The 19,463-nt window shown below is 63.2% G+C and carries 20 protein-coding genes; 11 read left to right on the top strand and 9 right to left on the bottom strand.

Annotated features, from left to right (window positions below):
* Positions 1-244: 244 nt before the first annotated feature.
* The 6 genes from dnaN (at position 245) to NKJ18_RS23355 (ending at position 5,511) form a co-directional block, all read left to right on the top strand.
* Positions 245-1,363, top strand: a complete 1,119-nt coding sequence (gene dnaN / locus NKJ18_RS23380) for a DNA polymerase III subunit beta (protein ID WP_023669575.1) — start codon at positions 245-247, stop codon at positions 1,361-1,363.
* A 62-nt stretch (positions 1,364-1,425) separates the two neighbouring features.
* On the top strand, positions 1,426-2,571 hold the full coding sequence (recF, locus tag NKJ18_RS23375; RefSeq protein ID WP_023726852.1) for a DNA replication/repair protein RecF: 1,146 nt from the start codon (positions 1,426-1,428) through the stop codon (positions 2,569-2,571).
* A gap of 31 nt (positions 2,572-2,602) precedes the next feature.
* Positions 2,603-3,358: a molybdopterin-synthase adenylyltransferase MoeB gene (locus NKJ18_RS23370; RefSeq protein WP_023681998.1), complete on the top strand. Its 756-nt coding sequence runs from the start codon at positions 2,603-2,605 to the stop codon at positions 3,356-3,358.
* Positions 3,359-3,362: 4 nt separating this feature from the next.
* The gene (locus NKJ18_RS23365; protein ID WP_023755156.1) at positions 3,363-3,851 is read left to right on the top strand and encodes a GNAT family N-acetyltransferase; all 489 of its coding nucleotides are present in this window, start codon (positions 3,363-3,365) and stop codon (positions 3,849-3,851) included.
* The gene (locus NKJ18_RS23360; RefSeq protein WP_352759861.1) at positions 3,848-5,101 is read left to right on the top strand and encodes an aconitase X; all 1,254 of its coding nucleotides are present in this window, start codon (positions 3,848-3,850) and stop codon (positions 5,099-5,101) included. Before NKJ18_RS23365 ends, NKJ18_RS23360 begins: the two co-directional genes overlap by 4 nt.
* Positions 5,098-5,511, top strand: coding sequence for an aconitase X swivel domain-containing protein (locus NKJ18_RS23355; protein WP_023682001.1), 414 nt, complete (start codon positions 5,098-5,100; stop codon positions 5,509-5,511). Before NKJ18_RS23360 ends, NKJ18_RS23355 begins: the two co-directional genes overlap by 4 nt.
* A gap of 12 nt (positions 5,512-5,523) precedes the next feature.
* On the opposite strand, the gene NKJ18_RS23350 is transcribed toward NKJ18_RS23355, so the two are convergent.
* On the bottom strand, positions 5,524-6,525 hold the full coding sequence (locus tag NKJ18_RS23350) for a 2-hydroxyacid dehydrogenase (RefSeq protein ID WP_023703476.1): 1,002 nt from the start codon (positions 6,523-6,525) through the stop codon (positions 5,524-5,526).
* A gap of 157 nt (positions 6,526-6,682) precedes the next feature.
* Here NKJ18_RS23350 and NKJ18_RS23345 point away from each other — a divergent pair, with 157 nt between their 5' ends.
* Positions 6,683-7,240, top strand: a complete 558-nt coding sequence (locus NKJ18_RS23345; protein ID WP_023703477.1) for an SH3 domain-containing protein — start codon at positions 6,683-6,685, stop codon at positions 7,238-7,240.
* 13 nt (positions 7,241-7,253) lie between these two features.
* Here the strand turns inward: NKJ18_RS23345 and NKJ18_RS23340 are convergent, their stop codons facing one another.
* Both NKJ18_RS23340 and irrA read right to left on the bottom strand, forming a co-directional pair.
* The gene (locus NKJ18_RS23340) at positions 7,254-7,613 is read right to left on the bottom strand and encodes a DUF4260 domain-containing protein (RefSeq protein WP_023703478.1); all 360 of its coding nucleotides are present in this window, start codon (positions 7,611-7,613) and stop codon (positions 7,254-7,256) included.
* A 10-nt stretch (positions 7,614-7,623) separates the two neighbouring features.
* Positions 7,624-8,055, bottom strand: coding sequence for an iron response transcriptional regulator IrrA (irrA, locus tag NKJ18_RS23335; RefSeq protein ID WP_023688734.1), 432 nt, complete (start codon positions 8,053-8,055; stop codon positions 7,624-7,626).
* 344 nt (positions 8,056-8,399) lie between these two features.
* On the opposite strand from irrA, the gene fabA reads away from it, so the two are divergent.
* From fabA to NKJ18_RS23315, 4 genes are all read left to right on the top strand, one after another.
* The gene (gene fabA / locus NKJ18_RS23330; RefSeq protein WP_023745272.1) at positions 8,400-8,915 is read left to right on the top strand and encodes a 3-hydroxyacyl-[acyl-carrier-protein] dehydratase FabA; all 516 of its coding nucleotides are present in this window, start codon (positions 8,400-8,402) and stop codon (positions 8,913-8,915) included.
* A 122-nt stretch (positions 8,916-9,037) separates the two neighbouring features.
* A complete protein-coding gene (fabB, locus tag NKJ18_RS23325) occupies positions 9,038-10,258 on the top strand; it encodes a beta-ketoacyl-ACP synthase I (protein WP_023738184.1) in 1,221 nt (406 codons plus the stop codon).
* A 33-nt stretch (positions 10,259-10,291) separates the two neighbouring features.
* Positions 10,292-11,104, top strand: a complete 813-nt coding sequence (fabI, locus tag NKJ18_RS23320; RefSeq protein ID WP_023669564.1) for an enoyl-ACP reductase FabI — start codon at positions 10,292-10,294, stop codon at positions 11,102-11,104.
* A 184-nt stretch (positions 11,105-11,288) separates the two neighbouring features.
* Positions 11,289-12,842 (top strand): putative bifunctional diguanylate cyclase/phosphodiesterase, encoded by a 1,554-nt coding sequence (locus tag NKJ18_RS23315; RefSeq protein WP_352759859.1) that lies wholly within the window; start codon positions 11,289-11,291, stop codon positions 12,840-12,842.
* 16 nt (positions 12,843-12,858) lie between these two features.
* Here NKJ18_RS23315 and NKJ18_RS23310 read toward each other — a convergent pair whose 3' ends face one another.
* The 6 genes from NKJ18_RS23310 to rbfA all read right to left on the bottom strand — a co-directional run bounded on the left by NKJ18_RS23310 (position 12,859) and on the right by rbfA (position 19,383).
* A complete protein-coding gene (locus tag NKJ18_RS23310) occupies positions 12,859-13,872 on the bottom strand; it encodes a class I SAM-dependent methyltransferase (RefSeq protein ID WP_352759857.1) in 1,014 nt (337 codons plus the stop codon).
* 85 nt (positions 13,873-13,957) lie between these two features.
* Complete coding sequence (gene pnp / locus NKJ18_RS23305) at positions 13,958-16,105, bottom strand: polyribonucleotide nucleotidyltransferase (RefSeq protein WP_352759855.1); 2,148 nt, start codon at positions 16,103-16,105, stop codon at positions 13,958-13,960.
* A 278-nt stretch (positions 16,106-16,383) separates the two neighbouring features.
* Positions 16,384-16,758 carry a 30S ribosomal protein S15 gene (gene rpsO, locus NKJ18_RS23300; RefSeq protein WP_280790898.1) on the bottom strand — a complete coding sequence of 125 codons (375 nt, stop codon included), beginning with the start codon at positions 16,756-16,758 and terminating at the stop codon, positions 16,384-16,386.
* A gap of 95 nt (positions 16,759-16,853) precedes the next feature.
* Complete coding sequence (gene corA, locus NKJ18_RS23295; protein ID WP_352759852.1) at positions 16,854-17,948, bottom strand: magnesium/cobalt transporter CorA; 1,095 nt, start codon at positions 17,946-17,948, stop codon at positions 16,854-16,856.
* A gap of 44 nt (positions 17,949-17,992) precedes the next feature.
* A complete protein-coding gene (gene truB / locus NKJ18_RS23290; RefSeq protein WP_023821531.1) occupies positions 17,993-18,964 on the bottom strand; it encodes a tRNA pseudouridine(55) synthase TruB in 972 nt (323 codons plus the stop codon).
* Positions 18,964-19,383, bottom strand: coding sequence for a 30S ribosome-binding factor RbfA (gene rbfA / locus NKJ18_RS23285; protein WP_023669558.1), 420 nt, complete (start codon positions 19,381-19,383; stop codon positions 18,964-18,966). The genes truB and rbfA overlap by 1 nt, the downstream gene beginning before the upstream one ends.
* Positions 19,384-19,463 lie beyond the last annotated feature (80 nt).

The following is a 19,463-nucleotide window of genomic DNA, read 5'->3' as shown; positions in this document are numbered from 1 at the left end:
TTCTTGTTTTGATGCATGTCGTTGTCCCAAAACCGCTGCGCAGTTTTCGGCGACATGCATCGGTTGCCGGCCAACGTCCGCTTTATCCCCAGAAAGCCCGCTTAACCGGCGCGAACCGGTGGCCCGGACTTGCGTTTGCTGGCTTTTTCCTGTCAGTTTGCATAGATTCTGAGCCTGTTCAGACCTTTCGCGGGGCGCCGCCCACTGGTGACCCGTCCATTCATTCAAGCGAGCCTGTTTCGTCATGCGTGTTATCCTGGAACGGTCCAATCTCCTGAAGTCGCTCAACCACGTTCATCGCGTGGTCGAGCGGCGCAATACCATACCGATCCTGTCGAACGTGCTGCTCAGCGCCGAGGGCGCCAGCCTTGAAATGAAAGCCACCGACCTCGACCTCGAAGTGACCGAAGCGACGCCGGCAAAGGTCGAGCGCGGCGGGGCGACGACGGTTCCGGCGCACCTGCTCTACGACATCGTGCGCAAGCTGGCCGACGGCGCCGAAGTGATGCTGAAGACCGACGAGGACGGCAACGCCATGACGGTAACGTCGGGCCGCTCGAGCTTTCGCCTGCAATGCCTGCCGCAGTCCGATTTCCCGGAGCTTTCGGCGGGATCCTTCTCACACATCTTCCGGCTCGATTCCGTCGCCCTGAGAGGCCTTATCGAAAAGACCCAGTTCGCCATCTCCACCGAAGAGACGCGCTACTATCTCAACGGCATCTACCTGCACACGCATGAAACTGGCGGCAAGCTGAAGCTGCGTTCGGTGGCGACCGACGGCCACCGCCTGGCGCGCGCCGAGATCGACGCTCCGGCCGGGTCCGAAGGCATGCCGGGCATCATCATTCCGCGCAAGACGGTCAGCGAGTTGCAGAAGCTGGTCGACGATCCCGATGTCGCGGTGACCACCGAATTGTCCGACACCAAGATCCGCTTCACCATCGGCAGCGTGGTTCTGACCTCGAAGCTGATCGACGGCACTTTCCCGGACTACCAGCGCGTCATTCCGACCGGCAACGACAAGAAGCTGATCATCGACCGCCAGAGCTTCGCCGCCGCCGTCGATCGCGTCTCGACCATTTCCTCCGAGCGCGGCCGCGCGGTGAAGCTTTCGATCACCGAAGGCCAGGTGACGCTTGCCGTCAACAATCCGGATTCGGGCAGCGCAACCGAGGAACTGGCCGCTGATTACTCCTCAGACCCGATCGAGATCGGCTTCAACGCCAAATATCTGCTCGACGTCGCTGCTCAACTGACCGGCACGGAAGCCAAGTTCATGCTGGCCGATGCCGGTTCGCCGACGCTGATCCACGACATGGCCGATGAGACCGCGCTCTACGTGCTGATGCCGATGCGGGTGTAGCAGCCGCACTGCGGCACACCGCAGCATAATTGATTGCGGCGACTTCTACAGGCGGATAGCGGTTGCCGGAACAAAGTCACATAAGGAAGCTAACACTTACGAATTTCCGCAACTATGCGGCGCTGTCGATCGGCTTTTCCCCCGGCCCTGTGGTGTTTTCCGGCGACAATGGCGCCGGCAAGACCAATCTTCTGGAAGCCATCTCCCTGCTGACGCCGGGCCGCGGCCTGCGCCGTGCGCCCTATGTCGACGTGGCCCGCGAAGGCGGCGATGGCGGCTTTGCGCTCCACGCAAGGCTCGACGGGCCGGAGGGACAGGTCGAGATCGGCACCGGCATCACCGGGGGTGAAGCGGCCGGCGAGGGCGGTCGCAAGGTGCGCATCAATGGCGCGCCGGCACGGTCGGCAGACGCCATGCTGGAATGGCTGCGCGTCGTCTGGCTGACGCCGGCCATGGACGGCCTGTTCCCCGGACCTGCCGCCGACCGGCGGCGCTTTCTCGACCGGCTGGTTTTGGCTGTCGATCCCGGCCACGGCCAGCGTGCGCTCGATTACGAGAAGGCGATGCGCGGACGTAACCGCTTGCTTACGGAAGGCTCGCGCGATGGCGCCTGGTTCGACGCCATCGAGATGCAGATGGCCGAAACCGGCGTGGCGATCGCGGCTGCGCGCGCCGAACTGGTACGCCTGCTTACCGCCATGATCGACAGGCTGCCTTCCAGCGGGCCGTTTCCGCAGGCCGACATCAGCCTCTCCGGCGACCTTGAAAGCGACGTCGCCACAGCACCCGCCGTGGACGTCGAGGAACGCTATCGCGCCGCCCTTGCCGACGGCCGCGAGCGCGACCGCGCCGCCGGACGCACGTTCGATGGCCCGCACCGTTCGGATCTGCTGGTGCGCCACCGCCCCAAGGCGATGCCGGCCGAACTCTGCTCGACCGGAGAGCAGAAGGCGCTGCTGGTCGGCATCGTGTTGTCGCACGCAAGGCTGACCGGCGAGATGTCGGGGATGACGCCGATCCTGTTGCTCGACGAGATTGCCGCGCATCTCGATGCCGGCCGGCGCGCCGCGCTGTTCTCGATCCTGGAAGAGCTGAGCTGCCAGGCCTTCATGACCGGAACCGACGCCGCGCTGTTTTCCAGCCTGAGGGGACGCGCGCAGTTCCTCACCGTCGACCACGGCACGGTTGGGCCAACCGAAGAGACCTGACAAGCTTTTTGCTCCGCTATATGGTCCGGCAATGACCCCTGCCGCCCTCACCGACGAAGAGCTCGAACGCTATGCCCGCCACATCGTGCTGCCCGAGATCGGCGGCGCCGGCCAGCAGAGGCTGAAGCGGGCGCGGGTACTGGTGATCGGCGCCGGCGGCCTCGGCGCGCCGGTGCTGGAATATCTCGCTGCCGCCGGCGTCGGCACGCTTGGAATCGTCGACGACGATATTGTCTCGCTGTCCAATCTGCAGCGGCAAGTGATCCACGCCACCCATACGGTCGGCACGGCGAAGACCGAGAGCGCCAAAGCAGCGATCGCCCGGATCAATCCCCATGTCGCGGTGGAATTGCACGATTTCAGGCTGACGGCCGACAATGCTGCCGTTCTCGTCGCGCGCTACGACGTGGTCGTCGACGGCTCCGACAATTTCGAGACGCGCTATGTGGTGGCGGATGCCTGCGCGGCGGAAAAGCGGCCGCTCGTGCATGCCGCCGTCGGCCGCTTCGACGGCTCGGTGACGGTGTTGATGCCGTTCGGGACCGGCGCCGACGGCAGACCGAACCCTGGATATCGCGACCTCTTTCCTGAAGCGCCGCCGGAAGGACTGGTGCCGTCCTGCGCGGTGGCCGGGGTCGTCGGTGCGCTGACCGGCGTCATCGGCACCTTGCAGGCAATGGAAGCGATCAAGCTGATCACCGGTATCGGCGAACCACTGGTCGGCCGGCTGCTGCTCTACGATGCGCTGTCGGCGCGCTTCGACACGATCCGCTACAAGAGAAGCTGACCGCATGGATCAGCCTGCCAGTGTTTTGGTCACGCAGTTCGCCCCCGGCTTCGACCGCTGGGACGAACTGCTCAGCCTGATCATGCGCGCCTTTGCACCGATGGACGGCGTCATCGACCCGCCCTCCTCTGCGCATCTGCTGTGCGTCGAAAGCCTGAGGGACAAGGCTGGGCGGGAAACGGTGTTCGTGGCTCTGCAGGGCGGCCAGATCGCAGGCTGCGTTTTTGCGCTGGAGAGACCCGATGATTTCTATATCGGCAAGTTCGCCGTCGAACTCGGGCTTCAGGGCCAAGGCATCGGCAGACGATTGATGCAGGCTGTCGAGGACCTTGCCCGCAACCGCAACAAACCCGCCATCGAACTGCAGACGCGGGTCGAGCTCACGGCAAATCACGCAACCTTTGCGCGTCTCGGCTTCCGCGAAACCGCGCGCACGGCGCATGACGGTTATGACCGGCCGACCTCGATCACCATGCGCAAGGAGTTCGCGTGAGCCTCGCCCTCAGCGCACAGGAGCAGACAATCGCCTCCGGCCATGACGGGGCGGCGATGGCGATGCGCATCGTTGCCGAAAGCGCTGCGCTGCTCGGCGCGCCGCGACTGATCCCGATCGCCTCGACGCATATAGACGGCGCGCTCTATCACGGCGATTCCGGCACGCTGTTTGCCGAAAGGCTGGTCGATGGCGGCGCCAGGGTCGCGGTGCGCTCGACGCTCAATGTCGGCGCGCTCGACCTGATGGGCTGCTCGCGCGTGCGCCTCGAAGAGCCGGCGCGCGGCATGGCGCGACGAATGATGGAGGCCTACCGCAAACTGGGCTGCGAGCAGAGCTGGACCTGCGCGCCCTATCAGGCCGGCCACAGGCCAGCGCTTGGCAGCGATGTCGCCTGGGGTGAATCCAACGCGGTGGTGTTCTGCAATTCGGTGCTGGGGGCACGCACCAACCGCTATGGCGACTTCCTCGACATCGCCTGCGCCATATCGGGCCGCGCGCCGGATTACGGCCTGCATCGCCCCGAGAACCGGCAGGCACGGCTGGTGTTCGATGTGTCCGGCCTCTCCGCCTCGTTCCTTGGTTCGGAGATCGCCTGGCCGGTGCTGGGCAACCTCTACGGCCGTGAGGTCGGCAACGCGGTCTGCGTCGTCACCGGCATATCCAGCCATCCCGGCGAGGATGCGCTGAAGGCCTTCGGCGCGGCGGCGGCATCGTCGGGCGCCGTCGGCCTGTTCCATATCGCTGGGGTAACGCCAGAAGCGCCCGACGCCGAGACCATCCTGGTGGGCGGCAGGCCGGAAACGATGATCCGCGTAACGCCGGAGATGGCCATGAAGGCCCGCGCCGGCCTGTCCACCGCAGCCACGCAGACCGCCATCGATGCCGTGGCGATCGGCAGTCCGCATCTGTCTTTGGCCGAATTCGATGCACTTGAGCGGCTGATTGGCGGGCGGCGGCTCAGCGTGCCGATTTACGCCTGCACCGGCCGCCACGTGCTCACCAGGCTGGAGCAGAACGGCAAGCGCAAGATGCTCGAAGCCAGCGGCGTCATCATCGTCGCCGACACCTGCGTGGTGGTGACGCCGATCCTGCCGAATCTGGCCGGCGGCGTGCTGATGACCAATTCGGGAAAATTCGCGCACTACGCGCCGGGCAATACCGGTTACGCCGTGCTTTACGGCTCGCTGGCCGACTGCGTGGAAAGCGCGGTTGCCGGTAAGCCCAGGTTTACGGATATCGCCGCATGAGCGCCGTCGCTGAAATCCTGGTGCCGGGCAGCGGAGGCGAAGGGCTGGCCTTGGTGCTGATGGCGCCGATCAGCTTCTGGGGCGGCGTCGATCCGAAGAGCGGCCGCATCGCCGATGTCCGTCACCCGCAGCATGGCGAGACCATTTCCGGGCGTGTGCTGTTCCTGCCCGGCACGATCGGCTCGTCCTCAGCGTCAGCCGTGCTGATGGAACTCGTCCACAATGGCCATGCGCCGACGGCACTCGTGCTGCACGAGCCGGACGCGATCCTGCTGCTTGGCTTGATTGTGGCCAGGGAAATGGGCTGGCCGACGCCGGTAGCGCTCAGGCTCAGGCGCGACGCTTTTGAGGCCTATCGCGGCAAGCGTGTGAGTGTCGCGGCGGATGGCGCCCTCACAACCGCATCCTGAACGCGGCCCGCTTCAAGTCCGTAGCGGCAGCACGCGGTCCGGCGGCCGGTGGCCGTCGAAGAAGGCGCGGATGTTGATGATCACCTTCTCGCCCATGTCGATGCGGCCCTCGATCGTCGCAGAACCCATATGCGGCAAAAGCACGACTTTGTTCTTGGCGGCAAGCTTCAGCAGTTTCGAGTTCAGCGCCGGTTCGTGCTCGTAGACGTCGAGGCCGGCGCCGGCGATCTTGCCGTCCTGGATCAGCTTGACCAGCGCTTCCTCGTCGATGATGTCGCCGCGCGCGGTGTTGACCACATAGGCGGTGGGCTGAAGCAGAGCTAGGCGCCGCGCCGAAAGCAGATGAAAGGTCGCCGGCGTCGACGGGCAGTTGATCGAGATGATGTCCATGCGGGCAAGCATCTGGTCGAGGCTTTCCCAATAGGTCGCCTCCAGCCCTTCCTCGACCGCCGGCAGCACGCGATGGCGGTTATGGTAGTGGATCGACAGGCCGAAAGCCTTGGCGCGCCTCGCAACCGCAGTGCCGATGCGGCCCATGCCGACGATACCGAGGCGCTTGCCCCAGATGCGCCGGCCGAGCATCCAGGTCGGCGACCAACCGGCCCATTTCTTGTCGCTGGTGAGCACATTGGCGCCTTCGGCCAGCCGCCGCGGCCCGGCCAGCATCAGCGCCATGGTCATGTCGGCCGTATCTTCGGTCAGCACGTTCGGCGTGTTGGTGACGGTAATGCCTTTCTTGGCCGCCGCCGCCACATCGATCTTGTCGACGCCATTGCCGAAATTGGCGATCAGCTTGAGATTGTCGCCGGCCTGGGCAATCAGCGCCGCATCGATCTGGTCGGTGATGGTCGGCACCAGCACATCGGCTTCCTTGATCGCCGCGACCAGCTCCGGCTGCGTCATCGGGCGGTCCTCGACATTCAGCCTGGCGTCGAAGAGTTCGCGCATGCGGGTCTCGACCGGATCGGGCAGCTTGCGCGTGATGACGACGAGAGGCCGTTTTTTGCCTGCCATTGTTTCCTCGAACCCGATCTCGTTGAGACCTCTTTAACCAAGACAGGCGAAACTGAATACCGGTCGCGGTGCCTGCCACTCCTGTAACAAGCGGTGCCGCCGAAGACAAAGAAAAAGGGGCGCCCGGGCCAAAGGGCACGCGCCGAAAGGAATGAAAGTGTCTGGTTTCGCGTCGCTTCGCCTGATCCTCAGCGCAGCGCTTCTCGGCGCTCTCCTGCATTTCCCGCAAGCCGCGGCGCAAGGTGCCGCCGCACCTGTGCAGACGGTCACGCTCGGGCCGAGCGGCCTGCCGCTGCCGCGTTTCGTCAGCCTGAAATCGGCTCGCGTCAACTCGCGCGTTGGGCCCGGCGCCAACTATTCCGTCGACTGGATGTACACAAAGGCCGGCCTGCCTATGGAGATCATCCAGGAATTCGATACCTGGCGGCGCGTGCGCGATGCCGATGGCTCGGAGGGTTGGATCAACCAGTCGCTGCTGTCGGGCCGCCGGACCGCGATCGTCGCCCCCTGGCAGCGCACCAAGGGGGGCCGAATCAATCTGCTCGACGATGCCGACAAGGACGCCAGCGTCATCGCCATCATCGAGCCGGGCGTTACGGGCACGATCAAAACCTGCGATGGCCAGTGGTGCGAAATGACCTTCGACGGCCACACCGGCTGGATCGCCCAGTCGCAGGTGTGGGGCGCCTATCCCGGCGAGCACGTCAAGAATTGAGATTGCTGGAGGCCTAACGGCCGATACGGCCGAGATGGGTGTCCCGAAAACCGGCCGACAGTTTGAGACCGTAGCCGAGCGCGCGGTCGACGGCGATGTGGATGATCCAGATCAGACCAATCGCGGTCGCCGTCGAATTGGCCAGAACATATCCGGCGAGCGCCAGCAACAGCGGGACGATCAATATGTGCAAGGCATTGTAAGCGACAGCGCCGATCCGTGCCCCGGCGAGATAGCCCAGCATCGACAGGTCTGGCGCCAGGATAAGCAGGGCGAACAGCCACCAGGAAACGCCTGACGCGGCATAGGCGACTATAGCCACGACCGCGACCGCAACCCATTCGAGCCGGATTGCAAAATCGACAGGTTTCACGGGTTGGGGCTTAAACGCTGCGTTTCGGGCGCAGCCTCACCACGATGTCGACATTGGCGATCTCCATACCTGCGGGTGGCTCCGGCAGGTTGGAGACGGTCACCGGACCGCTTTCTATATCGAAGATCCTGTTTTCGCCTTCGATGTAAAAATGATGGTGATCGGAGGTGTTGGTGTCGAAATAGGTCTTGGACCCCTCGACCGCCAGGATGCGCAGCAGGCCGGCCTGGGTGAACTGGTGAAGCGCGTTGTAGACGGTGGCGAGCGAGACCGGCACGCCGGCGGCGACCGCCTCTTCATGCAGTTCCTCGGCCGAAAGGTGGCGGTCGCCCTTGGCAAACAGCAGATCGGCCAGCGCAATGCGTTGGCGTGTCGGCCTGAGGCCGGCTTCGCGAACCCGCTTGTCCACAGCGACATTTTCCTTCCGGCAGCCCAGATCCATCTATCCGTCCAAGCCCACAGTTCTGCCTCAAGACACGCCCAGAGTGGCGAAAAAACGTCATCAACCGAAACTGGATACCTCCCGACATATATTCTGTTGGCGGAATACGATCAATAGAGCGACGTGCGTCCAGTTGGACGCACTAAGTGCGCTCTATTGCTTTTTTGGCGTCACATCGTGCTTTCCGGAATCGAAATCGATTTCGGGCCGATGCGAGAGCGCGCATTGACCCGGGCAGACGGGCGGGTTAAGCGCAAACGCCGGTTTCCGGCCCGAAAGGGATTGTGTTAGGAAACCAACGACAAGGGCGCCCCACCGCCCGGGACATTATGGGGACGAGACATATGGCGGGTTCGAAATCCAACTACGGTTATGAGGAATTGCTTGCCTGCGCCCGCGGCGAACTGTTCGGGCCCGGCAACGCCCAGCTACCCTACCCGCCCATGCTGATGTTCGACCGCATCACCGAGATCAGCGAGACCGGCGGCGCCCACGACAAGGGCTTCATCCGCGCCGAATTCGACATCAAGCCGGACCTGTGGTTCTTCGCCTGCCATTTCATCGGCAATCCGATCATGCCTGGGTGCCTGGGCCTCGATGCCATGTGGCAATTGACGGGGTTCTACCTCGGCTGGCTCGGCGAGCCGGGCAAGGGCATGGCGCTGTCGACCGGCGAAGTGAAGTTCAAGGGCATGGTGACGCCTTCGGTCAAGAAGGTGGAATACGGCATCGATTTCAAGCGCGTCATGCGTGGACGCCTGGTGCTCGGTATCGCCGATGGCTGGCTTAAGGCCGACGGCGAACCCATATACGCTGCGACAGACCTCAAGGTGGGGCTGTCCAAGCAATCGGCCGCCTGACCGGCGCCACTGCAGCAGGGCGTTCCCGGACGCGCAACGACGCTGCGGCATTTTGATTTTGCGTATGATCGCCGGCGAAAACCGACTAGGGTTTCGGGATCATCCGCTGGAAGGAGTTGCGAATGAGAAGGGTCGTCGTCACAGGCCTCGGCATCGTATCGTCGATCGGCAACAACGCCAACGAGGTGCAATCCTCGCTCCACGATGCCAAATCAGGCATCAGCTTCTCCGATTCCTTCGCCGAACACGGCTTCCGCTGCCAGGTCTGGGGCGCGCCGACGCTCGACCCGACCCCTATGATCGACCGGCGTGCCATGCGCTTCCTGAGCCAGGGCGCGGCCTGGAACCATGTCGCGATGGACCAGGCGATCGCCGACGCCGGGCTTGGCGAAAGCGACATCACCAATGAGCGCACCGGCATCGTCATGGGCTCGGGCGGCCCCTCGACCCGCACCATCGTCGAGGCGGCCGAGACCACGCTCAAGAACAACAGCCCCAAGCGCATCGGTCCGTTCGCGGTGCCGAAGGCGATGTCGTCGACCGCGTCGGCGACGCTCGCCACCTGGTTCAAGATCCACGGCGTCAACTATTCGATCTCGTCGGCCTGCTCGACCTCGGCGCATTGCATCGGCAACGCCTACGAACTGATCCAGTGGGGCAAGCAGGATGTGATGTTTGCCGGCGGCCATGAAGACCTCGACTGGACGATGTCGGACCTGTTCGATGCCATGGGCGCGATGTCGTCGAAGTATAACGATCGTGCGCCGACAGCTTCCCGCGCGTATGACGCCAATCGCGATGGCTTCGTCATCGCGGGCGGCGCGGGCGTCCTCATCCTGGAGGAGCTCGAACACGCCAAGGCGCGCGGCGCCAAGATCTACGCTGAGATCGTCGGCTATGGCGCGACGTCGGACGGTTACGACATGGTGGCGCCGTCGGGCGAAGGCGCGGTGCGCTGCATGCGCCAGGCTCTGGCGACGGTGTCCACGCCGGTCGACTACATCAACACCCACGGCACCTCGACGCCGGTCGGCGATTCCCGGGAAATGGGCGCCATCCGAGAGGTGTTTGGCGACACGATGCCGTTCATCACCTCGACCAAGTCGCTGACCGGCCATTCGCTGGGTGCCGCCGGCGTACAGGAATCGATCTACTCGATCCTGATGATGCAAGGCGGCTTCATCGGCGAGAGCGCCCATATCGAAAACCTCGATCCCGAATTCGAGGACATGCCGATCGTGCGCAAGCGCATCGACGACGCCAGGATCGACACGGTTTTGTCCAACTCGTTCGGCTTCGGTGGCACCAACGCAACGCTGATTTTCCAGCGCTATTCCGCATAAGGCCAGCGTTTTATTGTAGGGGGATTGCCGGCCATGGACGGACTGATGAAGGGCAAGCGCGGGCTTGTCATGGGCGTCGCCAACGATCATTCGATCGCCTGGGGCATCGCCAGGAAATTGTCCGAACACGGGGCGGAGCTTGCCTTCACCTATCAGGGCGACGCATTCGGGCGCCGCGTCAAGCCGCTTGCCGAGAAGCTTGGCGCGTCTCTGGTGGTGCCCTGTGACGTCGAGGACAGCGCATCGGTCGCCGCCACCTTCGAGACGCTCGGCAAGGAATGGGGCGGGCTCGACTTCGTCGTCCACGCCATCGGCTTTTCCGACAAGAACGAGCTCAAAGGGCTCTACGCCGACACCAGCCGCGACAATTTCGTCCGCACCATGGTCATCTCCTGCTACTCCTTCACCGAGGTCGCCCGCCATGCCGCCCCGCTGATGAGCGAAGGCGGCGCGATGATCACGCTGACCTATGCCGGCTCTGTCCGCGTCATGCCGAACTACAACGTCATGGGCGTCGCCAAGGCCGGGCTGGAAGCCAGCGTGCGCTATCTCGCCAACGATTATGGCCCGCGCGGCATCCGGGTGAACGGCATATCGGCGGGACCGGTGCGTACTTTGGCCGGCGCCGGAATCTCGGACGCCCGCCACATGTACTCCTACCAGCAGCGCAACTCGCCGCTGCGCCGCACGGTGACCATCGACGAGGTCGGCGGCTCGGCGCTCTATCTTTTGTCCGACCTCTCGTCAGGCGTCACCGGCGAAATCCATTATGTGGATTCCGGCTATCACATCGTGTCGATGCCAACCCTGGATGAGTTGAAGCAGACCGACAGCGTACGCGATTAACTCACCAGTAAAATTAGATGCATCGGCGGAAACTCATTTTAAGGAGATATCCGCTAGAAGTCCTATGGGCTTGGGCTCTGCGCGTTCTTGCTGGGCGCAAAGGATGCTTTAGCCTTTATGAATTTGCGCTTGATATTTCCCGAAAGTCGAGTTGATTTCGGGATCATGCGACAGGGACTGAGCAATGCCTGCTGTCAGCAACCCGAAGCGAACACCTGTGTTCCGGCTGCTCACCGTCGCCAGTTCGGGCCTTGGCAGTTTCATCCTTGGGCTTTGGGGCCTCCGGCATGGTTTCGGGGACGGCTTTGCCGGCATGCAGGCGGAAACCATGATCGGCGTCGCGTCGGCGCTATGCGCGCTGGCCGCCGCCGGTGCTGCCTTGTCCTTCTTCGCCGGCGTCGATGAATCGGTGGACTACGTTTTCAACGAAACCCATTTCGACAAGCTGACCGGGCTTTTTGCGCGGCCGGCGATGGTCGGCAGGATTGCCGACGCGGCGTCCGCGACGATCAGGACCGGTGAGCCGGTGTTCCTCATCGACATCGACATCGACCGCTTCAAGCAGATCAACGACGCCATCGGCTACAGCCATGGCGACGAACTGATCCGCGGCTTCACCAAGCGGTTGAAGGCCTGCATGCCCGAAGGCGCGGTGATGGGGCGCATCGGCGCCGGCGAGTTCGCTATCCTTGTCTGGGAACACCAACTCCAAAGGTCCATGGAAAGCACCGTCGAAACCATGATCGAGGAGATGCTGAAGCCGTACCAGCTCGATTCTCACCTGCAGTCGGTCGGCCTGTCGGTCGGCATCGTGGCGATGCCAAAGGATGGCGTCGATCCGGTCCTCATCCTGCGCCGCTCCAACCTGGCGCTGCAGAATGCCCGCGCCGGCGGCGTGGGCAACTGGTCGTTCTTCCATTCCGACATGGGCCAGGTCGCCGACTACCGCCACTGGATCGAATCCGAACTGCACATCGCCTTCGTCCGTGGCGATTTCGACCTTCACTACCAGCCGCAGCTCGACCTGCCGACCGGCCGTATCGTCGGCTACGAGGCGCTGATCCGCTGGAAGCACCCGGAACGCGGCATGATCCCGCCGATGGAATTCATTCCGATCGCCGAAGAGACCGGCATGATCCACCCGATCGGCAATTGGGTGCTGAACAAGGCCTGCAGCGATGCCCGTCATTTGCCCGAGGACTGCTTCGTTGCCGTCAACATCTCGCCGGTCCAGTTCATGACCAAGGATTTCGTCGGCATCGTGCGCGATACGATGGCCAGCACCGGCATCAAGCCGTCGCGGCTGGAGCTCGAAGTGACCGAGACGGCGATGATGCAGGACCGCGACCGCGCCGCCACCATCCTGCAGCAGCTTGCCGACATGGGCATTTCGGTGGCCGTCGACGATTTCGGCACCGGCTATTCCAATCTCAGCTACCTGATCGACTTCGCCTTCGGCAAGCTGAAGATCGACCGCTCCTTCGTCAGCCGCATCGACACCGATTCGAATTCGGGCGCCGTCGTCTCTACCATCGTCGGCCTGTCGCGGGCGCTCGGCGTCGGCATCATCGCCGAAGGCGTCGAGACCGAGAACCAGGCGACGCTTTTGCGAGCAGCTGGTTGCGAGATGGTGCAGGGCTATCTGTTCGGCAGGCCGGCGCCGCTCAAGATCAAGCCTGGCGATATCAGACCGACCATTCCCGTCCACGAGCCGGCGCGCATCGTCAGCATGCATTGAGGCGACCGGCACCGTCCTATCGGCGCGCGGAGAAAACCTTGAACATGCCGTCGCGGGCGAGCTCGGCATGGCTGGAGAAGACGGCCTTCAGAACCGGTTCGTAAGGCAGCTGACGGTTCGCCACCATGAACAGCCGCCCGCCCGGCTTCAGCGCCTTGCCCGCCGCCTGGATCATGCCGGCGCCGATTTCCGGCTCGGCCGCCCGGCTGCGATGGAAGGGCGGGTTCATGACGATGGCATCATAGCGCCGCTCGACCGGCTCGCTCAGCAGATCGGTCCAAAAGAAGCCGGGCTCGAAGCCTGTCTGGCCGATATTGCCCTTGGCCGCCTCAAGCGCGTCGAAATCCGCTTCGTAAAGGTCGAGCCCCGTTATGCCGGGTGAACGTGCCGCGACCTCGGCGGCGACATAACCCCAGCCGGCACCGAAATCCGCAATGTTGCCGCGCAGGTCTTTGGGCAGGTTGTCGACCAGAAGTTTCGAGCCGGCGTCGATCCGGTCGAAGGAGAACATGCCGGGCGCGGTGCGGAAGCGGTCCTCTACGACCAAGGCGGGATTGGCGACGCGCAGTTTTTCCGCAGGCGCCAAATCGACCGGACGGCGAAGCCAGAAGGCGATGCCGTGATATTTCGGCAGATGCCCTTCGATGGGGACAAGCTCGTCGATGCGCTTGCGCAGGCTGGCGATGCCTTCGTCCTTACCGCCGGCGACAATGATCAGACCGCCCGGCGTGACGCGTTCGATCGCCTCGGCAATACGCATCTCGTTTAGCCCACGATGGCGGCCGGCAAGCACGAGCGCTGCATCGAATGCATCGCCTTCCGAGCGGGGCGTTACCTTGTGACCGGCACGCTCCAGCGCTCGGAGATGCGGCCGGAAACCCTGTGCAAGATGGAGCTCTGCCTCGAAGCCTTCCGGCAAGCGGAAGCCGGGCTCCGCACCCAGGAACAACACACGCTCGCCCTTTTGCGGCAGAGGGAGCCCCTCGGCCTCGAAGGGATGGAACAGTGTCTTCAGCGGCTCAGCGGCCATCCTTCGATTCTCATGTCGTAGACGGGTATTAAACGAAAACGGGCGCGACATAAGCCGCGCCCGTTCAACTCTATTGTCAGACCACTCAGGCGGCGTTTTCTTCGCCTTCGGCCTTCTTGTCGCGGGCGATTTCCTTGCCGGTGGCCTGGTCGACGACCTTCATCGACAGGCGGACCTTGCCGCGCTCGTCGAAGCCCATCAGCTTGACCCAGACCTTGTCGCCTTCCTTGACGACGTCCGAGGTCTTGGCGACCCGGTCGTTGGCAAGCTGCGAGATGTGGACGAGGCCGTCACGCGGACCGAAGAAGTTGACGAAAGCGCCGAAGTCGGCGGTCTTGACGACCGTGCCTTCGTAGATTTCGCCGACTTCCGGCTCGGCGACGATGGTATGGATCCACTTCTTGGCCGCCTCGATCTCCTTGGCGTTCGACGAAGCGATCTTGACCGTGCCGTCGTCCTCGATGTTGATCTTTGCGCCGGTCTTCTCGACGATCTCACGGATAACCTTGCCGCCGGAGCCGATCACGTCGCGGATCTTGTCGGTCGGGATGTGCATAACCTCGATGCGCGGTGCGAACTCACCGAGTTCGGGGCGGGCGCCGGTCAGAGCATGCGCCATCTCGCTGAGGATATGCTGGCGGCCGTCCTTGGCCTGGTCCAGCGCGATCTTCATGATCTCCTCGGTGATGCCCTCGATCTTGATGTCCATCTGCAGCGAGGTGATGCCGCCTTCGGTACCGGCAACCTTGAAGTCCATGTCGCCGAGGTGATCTTCGTCACCCAGGATGTCGGACAGAACCGCGAAGCGCTCGCCTTCCTTGATCAGGCCCATCGCGATACCAGCAACCGGCTTGGCCAGCGGAACGCCGGCATCCATCAGCGCCAGCGATGTGCCGCAGACGGTGGCCATCGACGACGAACCGTTGGACTCGGTGATCTCCGAGACGACGCGCAGCGTGTAGGGGAACTGGTCCGCGCTCGGCAGCATCGGACGGATGGCGCGCCAGGCGAGCTTGCCGTGGCCGATTTCGCGGCGGCCCGGCGAACCCATGCGGCCGGTCTCGCCGACGGAGTAGGGAGGGAAGTTGTAGTGAAGGAGGAACTTCTCCTTGTACATACCGGTCAGCGAATCGACATACTGCTCGTCCTCGCCGGTGCCCAGCGTGGCAACGACCAGCGCCTGGGTCTCGCCGCGGGTGAACAGCGCCGAACCGTGCGTGCGCGGCAGGACGCCGACTTCCGAGACGATCTTGCGGACAGTCTTGAGGTCACGGCCATCGATGCGCGAACCGGTGTCGAGGATGTTCCAGCGCACGACCTTGGCCTGGAGTTCCTTGAACACCGAACCGATCTGCTCGGAGGTGTACTTGGCGTCTTCGCCTTCAGCCGGGGCAAACGCAGCCTTGACCTTCGCCTTGACGGCGTCGACGGCAGCGTAGCGCTTCTGATTGTCGACGTTCTTGTAGGCATTGCTGAGCTCGTCGCCGACGATCTTCAGCATTTCGGCTTCAAGCGCGGAGTAGTCCGGCGCCGTGAAATCGCGCGGCTCCTTGGCGGCAACTTCGGCCAGCTTGATAATGGCGTCGATCACCGGCTGGAAGCCCCTGTGGCCGAACATGACGGCGCCGAGCATCAGCTCTTCGCCGAGTTCCTTGGCTTCGGACTCGACCATCAGCACGGCGTCGGCGGTGCCGGCGACAATGAGGTCGAGCCTGGATTCCTGCATCTCATCGACATGCGGGTTGAGCACGTATTCGCCGTTGATGTAGCCGACTCGGGCGCCGCCGATCGGGCCCATGAAGGGAACGCCCGACAGCGTCAAAGCGGCCGAGGTGGCGACGATCGACAGGATATCGGGATCGTTCTCGAGGTCATGCTGGACGACGGTGACGACGATCTGGGTGTCGTTCTTGTAGCCGTCGGCGAAGAGCGGGCGGATCGGGCGGTCGATCAGGCGGGAAACCAGCGTTTCCTTTTCGCTCGGACGTCCCTCGCGCTTGAAGTAGCCGCCGGGGATCTTGCCGGCGGCGTAGGTCTTTTCCTGGTAGTTGACGGTCAGCGGGAAGAAATCGAGGCCTGGCTTCGGCTCCTTCATCGAAACGACGGTGGCGAGAACCTTGGTTTCGCCGTAGGTCGCAAGCACCGCGCCGTCAGCCTGACGTGCGATCTTGCCGGTTTCCAGGATGAGCGGACGGCCGCCCCATTCGATTTCCACTTTGTGGTAGTTGAACATATCTTGTCCTTAATAAGCGGAAAGGGCCGCGCCGTTTCACGGTGCGCGGATGCCCTTTCCCTGGCTTCCTTTCTCGGGCAGCCACGGGCAAGACAACGGGAAGCTCGGGTAGATTTCGGCACTGGTTAGCGCACGAGCGTCCTGCAATCCTGCCCCATGACCGTCCATGGGCGGTTTCGAGTGGCCTCTGCGCGCTCGAAACCGGGTCTAGCCAATCGATGCGACTGGCAGAATGCGCGACCGGCGGGCTCTCCTTCGAAAGCCCGCCGGTCAATTCGTCAACGGCGCAGACCGAGCTTCTCGATCAACGTCTGATAGCGCGCGTCATCCTTGCGCTTGAGATAATCAAGCAGGCTGCGGCGCTGGGAGACGAGAGCGAGCAGACCACGGCGGGAATGGTTATCCTTCTTGTGGTCCTTGAAGTGGTCGGTCAGGTTCTTGATGCGCTCGGAAAGGATGGCCACCTGGACTTCCGGAGACCCGGTATCGCCCTTGGCGGTTGCGAATTCACCCATCAATTCCTGTTTGCGCTCGGCAGTAATCGACATCGTGTTTTTCCTTATCTGTTTGAGGAAACGGGTCGCCCTCAGCCGGGATGTCGTCCAGCAGGGGCCGGTGCAAGCAAAGCGACATGGCGCGATGCTGCGGCGCATATAGGGCAATTCCCCGGAAAACACCAGCCCATTCATAAAGCCGGCTTGTCGCAGCCCTTTGCTCGGGAATCCAGGATTCCCCTGACACCGAAACCTTACAGCCACTTCTTGCTTTTGAAGAAGACGATCAGCCCGACAGCAACGGCCAGCATGAACAGCAGCGAAGCCGGGTAGCCATAGTAGGCTTTCAGTTCCGGCATGTTCCACGGCGAGCTCTCGGGATCGAAATTCATCCCCCAGATACCGACCAGGAAGGTTAGCGGCATGAAAATCACCGAGACGATGGTGAGATAAGAGATCACATCGTTGGTGCGTGCCTGGCTCAGCGACAAATGCATTTCGATCAAGCCGGTCAGCATATCACGCTGGTTCTCGACCAGCTCGATCAGCCGCAATGCGTGGTCGAGCGTGTCGTTGAAGAAGATTTTCGTCTCCGGCTTCACATAGGGCACGTCGTTGCGGATCAGCGTCGCCAGCGCGTCGCGCATCGGCCACAGCACGCCCTTGAGCACATTGGCGTCGCGCCGCAATTCGTGCAGCTGGCGCATCTGATGCTTGTGAGGCGTGTTGAGCATCTCGTCCTCGATGCCATCGACCTCCTCGCTAGCGCCCTCAATCGGCGGGAAATAGCTGTCGACGATGGAGTCGATGAGCGCATAGGCCAGATAGTCGGCGCCGCGCATCCGCAAGCGGTTGGGCAACGCTGCCGCGATGCGCTTGCGTACGGGGTCGAACGGATCGCCTTCGCGCTCCTGGAAGGTGACGACGAATTTCTTGCCGAAGAACACCGCGATCTGCTCATAGCGATGCACCTTGACGTCGTCGATCATGCGCATGACGACGAAGGCGTGGTCCTCGAAGAAGTCGACCTTCGGCCGCTGGCCGGTGTTGACGACATCTTCCAGAGCCAGTGGATGCAGGTTGAAGATCCGGCCGATCTCCTCGATCAGCTGGATGTTGGCGAGACCGGTGCAGTCCAACCAGACGACCGGCCAGTTGTCGCAATGGGTGTTGAGATCGTCGATGCTGGCATCGTTGATGGTCTTGAATTTTTCAGGCGAAATCAGCGTCAGCCGCAGCTCGGACCGTCGCGCCGCCGGATCGGCGATCAGCGTGCCAGGCGAGGCGCCAACCGGCGGCCGGCGCGTTGTCACCGGCGCCCGCTTCTTCACCGCCTCAGCCTTTGCCATGTGCCCCTCGGATGTGACGTCGACGTAAGACTAGACGAGAGTGGTCAGCCGGCAAAGACCCGCTTCGGCTTGAACATGCCTTGCTCGATGGCGCCGATGGCGACAAGCTTGCCGCGCGCGGTGGCGCAGGCTTCCTCGGCTTCCACGGGCGCGTCGCGGCCGCGGATGATGACGGGATTGCCAAGGCGGATCTTGGTCGCCGCTTCGTCGCTGATGGCGATCTGGGGCAGGCAGTCGAGCGCGGCGGCCGTGTCGACAAGCAGCGCATCGATGGCGCCAAAGTCGATCGGCGCATCGGCAACATCGGCGTCGCCCTCTCCGTCAGCTTCGCGCTGTTCGCCGAAACGGGCGACTTCCAGTTCGGCGAGGGTGACGAAATCCTCCTGGGTGAACGGCTCGACCTCGACCCGGCGCAATTCGGCGATATGACCGAAGCAGCCGAGGTCGCGGCCCATGTCGCGGGCCAGCGAGCGCACATAGGTGCCCTTGCCGCATTCGACCTCGAACAAAGTGTGGTCGGCAGCGTGCTCGACGATGTCCAGACGGCCGATCTCGATCTCGCGCGCGGGGATGTCGACCGCCTCGCCCCCACGGGCGAGATCGTAGGCGCGTTCGCCTGATATCTTGATGGCCGAGAATTGCGGCGGTGTCTGCATGATGACGCCGGTGTAGTTCGGCAGCAGCGCCCTGACGTCGTTTTCCGCCGGACGGCGGTCGGAACTTTGCGTCACCGGGCCTTCGAGATCGTCGGTCGAACGCTCCTCGCCCCAGGCGACGGTGAACCGGTAGATCTTGGCGCCGTCCTGTACATAAGGCACGGTCTTGGTTGCCTCGCCGAGCGCGATCGGCAGCATGCCAGAGGCCAGCGGGTCGAGCGTGCCGGCATGGCCGGCCTTTTCGGCCTGGAAAAGCCATTTGATCTTGGAGACGGCTTCGGTCGAACCCATGCCAACCGGCTTGTCCAGCACCACCCAGCCGGAGATCGGCCGGCCCTTCTTCTTGCCGCGGCGCCCCACTATTTCTCGTCCTTGTCGTTGTCTTCGCCATCGGCACCCAAGTCTCGCGCGACTTCGGGCGATTTCAGCAAATCGTTGATCCTGGCGAAATTGTCGAAGGACGTATCGAGCTTGAAGCGGAACTCCGGCATGAACTTCATCTGGCGGAGCGCGCCGGAGACGCGGCCACGGACGAACTTCGCATGCTTGTTGAGCGCGTCGATGACCGCACCCGTGTCCTTGGCGCCGAGCGGCGAAACGAAGGCCGTTGCGACCCTCAGATCAGTCGACATGCGCACTTCCGAGACCGAAACCACGGTGTTCTCGATCAGCGGGTCGATAATCTCGCCGCGCTGCAAGGTTTCCGACAGCGCATGGCGCACCTGTTCGGCGACGCGAAGCATGCGCTGGGATGGGCTGGAGGCGGTTGGACGGGGCATTTTTCTCAATCCGGAAAGCGTGAGGCGCGGGATGGGACCGTGCCGCATGTCTCATACTTGTTTCTATGCATGTCGTTTAT

The sequence above is a fragment of the Mesorhizobium sp. M0217 genome (genome assembly GCF_040321955.1).
Lineage (GTDB): Bacteria > Pseudomonadota > Alphaproteobacteria > Rhizobiales > Rhizobiaceae > Mesorhizobium.
This window is presented reverse-complemented; position numbering and strand designations above follow the sequence as displayed.